We start from the raw sequence: 6353 nt of genomic DNA, 5'->3' as shown, positions 1-6353 counted from the left end.
GGGTGGGACCGGCAGAGATCGCCGGGCGGGCCGGCGCTGGGCGGGAATGCGGCGGCGCGTTGTTGTTCGTCGGCTTTGCCGTGGCCGCCTCGGCTTGGGAGCGACCGCCCCGGCGTGGGTTGTTCAGCACGGTTTCGATCCGCCGGGCGATGGTGGCGGCGGAGGCCGGCTTGGCGAGCACGGTGTCCGCCCCGGCGTCCCAAGCAGCGCGCACGGTGGCGACGTCGGCGTTGGCGGTCAGCACGATGATCGGCAGATCGGGGCTGAGGCAGCTGGCCGCGCCGCGCACCCAGCGGACGAGTTGGCCGCCACCCACCGGCTCCATCACCCAGTCGGTGACCATCAGATCGTAGGGTTCCCGGCGCAGCAGTTCCATCGCCTCCTGCCCGTTGGCGGCGGGGGCGACCTGGCCGACCCCCCAATGCTCCAGCATGTCCCGCAGCGCCCGCAGCAGCAGCGGGTTGTTCTCGACGACCAGGATTTTCAGATGGGTCGGGTAGCGGCGGGGCATGTCGGGTCCGAAGGTTCGGGAACGGAGCGTTACCGAATATCCGAACGCCGCCCTGGGATTTCAGGACACGGAGACGTGTTAGCGCCAATCGGCGCACGACCGGGGGAGCCTTTTCGCCTCATGGAGTGCGCTTGGTCTTCGGCTCCCCCGTCCGGGAACTTGATCAAGGTCCGGGGTGCCTCTAGCGGACCAGCGCGAGATCCTTCAGGACGGCCACCTCGTGGGCCTGCTCGTCCAACCGGGCCTTCACGGCATCACCGATGGAGATCACGCCGGCGAGATCGCCCGCCTCGTTGCAGACCGGCACATGGCGGTGGCGGCGCAGGGTCATCATCTGCATCAGGTCCTTGATCGTGTCCTCCGGCCGGCAGGTCTTGACCTGACGGGTCATCAGATCCTCCACCGGCATATCCAGCGCGTCGGCGCCATGCATCGCCACGGCGCGGACGATGTCGCGCTCCGACAGGATGCCGGCCAGCCGGCCCCGGCGGTCGCACACCACCAGGGCGCCGATGCGCCGGTCGGTCAGCGTGCGGGCGGCGGTCCGGATGGACTCGGACGGCAGGATCGATGCGACGTTATGGCCTTTGCGGTTCAAAACCTCGGAAACGACGGTCATGTCCACCCTCCCTCTTTGGGGTTGGCGAATCGGCGGGGTCCGATTCGGAATGAGCCTGGAGCGGCCGGCGGTTCCGGCAAGGGCTTGGCGGTCCGGATTGGAAAATCGGTTTTGCCGCCTCGATGGGGCCGCTATGCATGAATGCATGGCAACCGCTGAGTTGCGGGGGAAAAGGGAGAGCGCGCATGACCACCGAGCAGAAGGTTCTTCGCCTGTCCATCGCCGTCACGGTGCTGCTGGCGGGGGCCGGCATCCTGTTCGGCCTGCTGTCGGGTTCCTTCGCCATCGTCTTCGACGGTATCTATTCGCTGGTGGACGCCAGCATGACGATGGTGACGCTGTTGGTGTCGAACCTGATCGCCGCCTCGACCAGTGTCGGCCCGCGCCGGGGCAAGCTGGCCGAGCGTTTCACCATGGGATTCTGGCACCTCGAACCCATGGTCCTCGGGCTGAATGCCACGCTGCTGATGGGAGCGGCGATCTACGCGCTCATCAACGCCGTGGGCAGCCTGATGACGGGGGGCCGCGATCTGGCCTTCGACCATGCGATCGTCTACGCGGCGGTGACCCTTCTCGTGGCCGCCGGCATGGCGGTCTTCGCGACGCGGGCGAACCGGACGGTCCATTCCGACTTTTTGGCGCTCGACGCGAAGTCCTGGGTCATGGCAGCGGCGCTCACCGCGGCGCTGCTCGTCGCCTTCGTCTTCGGATACCTGATCGAGGGCACCCGGCTTCAGTGGATGTCGCCCTACATCGACCCGGCGGTGCTGGCCCTGGTCTGTCTGGTGGTCATTCCGATCCCAGTCGGCACGATGCGGCAGGCGCTGGCCGATGTCCTGCTGGTCACACCCGCCGACCTCAAGCGGCACGTCGATGCCGTCGCGTCGGACACCGTGCGGCGCCATGGCTTCGCCTCCTACCGCGCCTATGTCGCGCGGGTGGGCCGGGGGCGGCAGATCGAGCTGTTCTTCATCGCCCCGATCGGCTGGCCGCCGCGCAGGCTGGAGGAGTGGGACAGGATCCGCGACGAGGTCGGTGCGGCCCTCGGCGGCGAAGGTCCGGACCGCTGGCTCACCATCGTTTTCACCAGCGACCCGGAATGGGCGGAATGACGGCCTGCCCTATGGACGGGCCGGAGTGGGTACATTAGCTTTCCATGAGGAACGGAGCGCGTGGAGCGGGCGGAGGGTGACGGGATGGCGGGCAATTGCTGTGGAGGCTCCTGTGGGAGCGGTGGTCGTTCAAACAGCGGACGGCAGGCCGACTACCGTCGCACCCTGCGCATGGCGCTGATCGTCAACGGGCTGATGGCCGCCGTCGCCCTGGCCGCGGGGCTGGAGACGCAGTCCATGGCCCTGCGGGCGAGCGCGCTGGATTTCCTGGCGGCCGCGCTGACCCATGGCGTCGGCCTGTGGATGATGGGGCGGGGGCTGGAGTCCCGCGGCTGGGCCACGCTGGCGAGAGGGCTGACGCTGACCGTCCTCGGGCTGGGGGTGGTGGCCGCCACGGCGTGGAGCGCCTATGCCGGCACGGTTCCCGACGCGCCGGTGATGAGCCTCGTCGCACTTCTCGGGATGGGGGCGACCCTGTCGGTGGCGGTCCTGCTGTTCGCCGGACGGCGCGGCGGATTGACGCTGCGCGCGGTCTGGCTGTGCGCCCGCAACGGCGTGCTGACCAACGCCGCGGTGATGATGGCGGCGGCGGGCGCCTGGACGATGGGGCAGGGCTGGCCGGATCATCTGGTCGCCGCGGTCATCGCCGCCACGGTGCTGTCCGCCGCGGTGACGGCGCTGCGGCAGGCGGTGGGGGAACGGCGCGCGTGGTATGCGCCCGCCGACCCGACCGGGCTGGGCAAGGGGGCTTGACAGGCCCGCATCCCTGTGGCGAACTCGGTGTCATGATTTTCGCTGCGCCCTCCCTGTCGTGTCGTTGGTGGTGGCCCGTCTAACCGGGCCGGCCAGCCGACGCGCGTGAGCGCGCACACCATCGAAAGGCCGCCCGGAGCTTCCGGGCGGCCTTTTTCCTGACCAGGGAATCACAGGTGTCGAGCAAGGGAACTCCGGGTGTCCGTCCATCCACGGATCGACCATCGGAGTCCCCGCCATGTATCCCGCCGATCTCCTCGCTTCGCCCAACCTCCTCAAACCGCTGCGTTTCCGGACGCGCGGTGGCGTGACCGTGACCCGGCGGGCCACGACACTCGACCCGCGGAACGCCCTCGATCCGGTGATCGACGCGCTGGACCGCCGCCGCGGCCTGCTGTTGTCCAGCGGTGTGGAGGCGCCGGGCCGCTACCGCCGCCACGCGCTGGGCTTCGCCGATCCGCCGCTGGCCGTCACGGCGCGCGGGCGGACGCTGCGTCTCGACGCACTGAACGCGCGGGGCCGGGTGCTGCTGCCGGCCATCGCCGAGGCCCTGCGCGGCCTGGAGGCGCTGGCCGGGCTGGAGGAGGCGCCGTCGCGGGTCACCGCCCTGGTCCGCAAGCCCCAGCATCCCTTCCCGGAGGAGGAGCGCAGCCGCCAGCCCTCCGTCTTCTCGATCCTGCGCGCGGTGCTGAAACTGTTCGCCGCCCCTGACGACCCGCTGCTCGGGCTCTACGGGGCCTTCGCCTACGACCTCGCCTTCCAGTTCGAGCCGATCCGCCTGCGGCTGGAGCGGCCCGACGACCAGCGCGATCTGGTGCTCTACCTGCCGGACCGGCTCGTCGCTCTGGACCCCATCGCAGGACTCGCGCGGCTCGTCGAGTATGAGTTCGCCACGGCGGCGGGGAGTACGGAAGGGCTGGAGCGCGCTGGGCGCGACCACCCGTACCGCCCGGACACCAACACCGAGGCCGGCTGCGACCACGCGCCCGGCGCGTATCAGCGCGTCGTCGAGACCGCCAAGGCCGCCTTCCGCCGCGGCGACCTGTTCGAGGTGGTGCCCGGCCAGACCTTCGCCGAGCCCTGCGCCGACGCGCCCTCGGCGGTGTTCCGCCGGCTGCGCGCCGCCAATCCGGCGCCCTACGAGGCCTTTGTCAATCTCGGGCGGGGCGAGTTCCTCGTCGCCGCCAGTCCGGAGATGTATGTGCGGGTGGCCGGCGGGCGTGTGGAGACCTGCCCGATCTCCGGCACCGTGGCGCGCGGGGCCGACGCGTTGGGCGACTCCTCCCAGATCCTCCGCCTGCTGACCTCGGCCAAGGACGCGGCGGAACTGACCATGTGCACCGACGTGGACCGCAACGACAAGGCGCGGGTGTGCGAGCCGGGGTCCGTCCGGGTGATCGGGCGGCGGATGATCGAGCTGTACTCCCGCCTGATCCACACGGTGGACCATGTGGAGGGGCGGCTGCGGCCCGGCCTGGACGCGCTGGACGCCTTCCTCACCCACACCTGGGCGGTGACGGTGACCGGGGCGCCCAAGCGCTGGGCCATGCAGTTCCTGGAGGACACGGAGCAATCGCCGCGGCGCTGGTATGGCGGGGCCTTCGGCCGGCTGGGCTTCGACGGCGGGATGGACACCGGCCTGACCCTGCGCACCATCCGCATGGCCGAGGGCGTCGCCTATGTGCGGGCTGGGGCGACCTTGCTGTCCGACAGCGACCCGGACGCGGAGGACGCGGAGTGCCGCCTGAAGGCCGCCGCCTTCCGCGACGCCATCCGCGGGACGACGACGGGTGCGGTGCCCGCTCTTCCAGCGGCTCCCCGCAGCGGGCGGGGCCGGCGGGTGCTGCTGGTGGATCACGATGACAGCTTCGTCCACACGCTGGCCGACTATCTGCGCCAGACCGGCGCATCGGTGACGACGCTGCGTCACAACCACGCGCGGGCGGCGCTGGCGGAGCGGAGGCCGGATCTGGTCGTGCTGTCCCCTGGTCCGGGGCGCCCGGCGGATTTCGACGTGGCCGGCACCATCGACGCGGCGCTGGCGCTCGGTCTGCCGGTGTTCGGAGTCTGCCTGGGCTTGCAGGGGATGGTGGAGCGCTTCGGCGGTGCTCTGGACGTTTTGCCGGAGCCGGTCCACGGCAAGGCGACGGAGGTCCGGGTGCTGGGCGGTGCGCTGTTCGCCGGCCTTCCGGAGCGGCTGACGGTCGGGCGCTACCACTCGCTGGTGGCGCGGCGCGACCGGCTGCCGGCGGACCTCACGGTGACCGCGGAAACCACCGACGGTCTGGTGATGGCGGTCGAGCACCGGCGGCTTCCGCTCGCCGCCGTGCAGTTCCACCCCGAGTCGATCCTGTCGCTCGACGGTGGGGCCGGTCTCGCCCTGCTGGGCAACGTGATGGACCGGCTGGCCGCCGGCGCCCTCGCGGACGCGGCGGCGTGAGGAAAGGGGGCGGGGGTGGTTACTCCACCATCCCCAGCGCTTCCTTGTAGAGTTCCAGGATGGCTTCCTGCTCCTGGCGATCGGCCTTGTCCATTTTGCGCAGCCGGATGATCTGGCGGATGATCTTGGTGTCGAAACCGGTGCCCTTGGCCTCGGAGTAGACCTCCTTGATGTCCTCCTGCAGGCCGCGCTTCTCTTCTTCCAGGCGCTCGATGCGCTCCACGAAGGATTTCAGGCGATCCGCCGCAATGCCGCCGACGTCGGACATGATAAGGGTAACCTCAAATTGGGTGCTTCCGGGGAATCCGGCGCGGACGATATCGGCGGTCGCCGTCGATGGCAAGCGACTCCCGGCGTTGTCGGCGCGGATGCCACAGGGCGCGGCAAACCGCAGCAACGCCTCGGCCGGGTGTGCCCGGATAGTGGGATGCGTCCGTGGCGACGACCGCCGCCTCGGAGGACGCCTGATGCGAAAGACCGATGGCGGGAGCGTGCGAAAGCGGCGACCTTGCACTTTCCGTTGCACGCGGGCGTGCCAAGCCTCTTCGGGCTGTTGCGCCGCACCCATCACCGCTGGTAATACCATCGACGCTCTTGAGCTTCACAAAGTCACATAAATCCGGCATTGATGCCGACGGTCTAGGCCGATTGCACGCAAATCGGCCACTTGCGGCAGGGGAGATAAAGAACCATGAAAATCGCCATACCCAGGGAGCGGCGCGCGGGCGAGAATCGCGTCGCGGCTTCTCCGGAGACGGTCAAGAAACTCAAAGCCCTCAGCCTGGAAGTGGTCGTGGAGACCGGGGCCGGTCTGGGCTCGAACCTGCCGGACCGGGTGTACCAGGACGCCGGCGCGGAGATCGCGCCGGACGCCGCGTCGGCGCTGGCCGACGCCGACATCGTGCTGAAGGTGCAGCG

General features: G+C 69.9%; 6 protein-coding genes and 1 pseudogene. 4 read left to right on the top strand and 3 right to left on the bottom strand.

The annotated features are described in order from the left end of the window. A partial coding sequence (locus Q4I23_RS29460; protein ID WP_498528569.1) for a response regulator occupies positions 1-511 on the bottom strand: 511 nt, incomplete at its 3' end. 181 nt (positions 512-692) lie between these two features. Continuing rightward, positions 693-1130, bottom strand: coding sequence for a CBS domain-containing protein (locus Q4I23_RS29455; RefSeq protein ID WP_014239962.1), 438 nt, complete (start codon positions 1128-1130; stop codon positions 693-695). 185 nt (positions 1131-1315) lie between these two features. Here Q4I23_RS29455 and Q4I23_RS29450 point away from each other — a divergent pair, with 185 nt between their 5' ends. The 3 genes from Q4I23_RS29450 (at position 1316) to Q4I23_RS29440 (ending at position 5435) form a co-directional block, all read left to right on the top strand. Then, positions 1316-2242, top strand: a complete 927-nt coding sequence (locus Q4I23_RS29450; protein ID WP_454018035.1) for a cation diffusion facilitator family transporter — start codon at positions 1316-1318, stop codon at positions 2240-2242. A gap of 171 nt (positions 2243-2413) precedes the next feature. Then, positions 2414-2995 carry a cation efflux transmembrane domain-containing protein gene (locus Q4I23_RS29445; protein ID WP_454018036.1) on the top strand — a complete coding sequence of 194 codons (582 nt, stop codon included), beginning with the start codon at positions 2414-2416 and terminating at the stop codon, positions 2993-2995. 238 nt (positions 2996-3233) lie between these two features. Next, on the top strand, positions 3234-5435 hold the full coding sequence (locus tag Q4I23_RS29440) for an anthranilate synthase (protein WP_498528568.1): 2202 nt from the start codon (positions 3234-3236) through the stop codon (positions 5433-5435). A gap of 19 nt (positions 5436-5454) precedes the next feature. Here the strand turns inward: Q4I23_RS29440 and Q4I23_RS29435 are convergent, their stop codons facing one another. Continuing rightward, positions 5455-5703, bottom strand: coding sequence for a DUF2312 domain-containing protein (locus Q4I23_RS29435; RefSeq protein WP_014239966.1), 249 nt, complete (start codon positions 5701-5703; stop codon positions 5455-5457). 423 nt (positions 5704-6126) lie between these two features. On the opposite strand from Q4I23_RS29435, the pseudogene Q4I23_RS29430 reads away from it, so the two are divergent. After that, a pseudogene (locus Q4I23_RS29430) lies at positions 6127-6353 on the top strand (NAD(P)(+) transhydrogenase (Re/Si-specific) subunit alpha); the annotation flags it as partial.

It is taken from the genome of Azospirillum sp. UFLA03-27, from assembly GCF_059803775.1.
The sequence above is the reverse complement of the archived record's forward strand: the minus strand, read 5'-3'. Positions and strand labels throughout refer to the sequence as shown.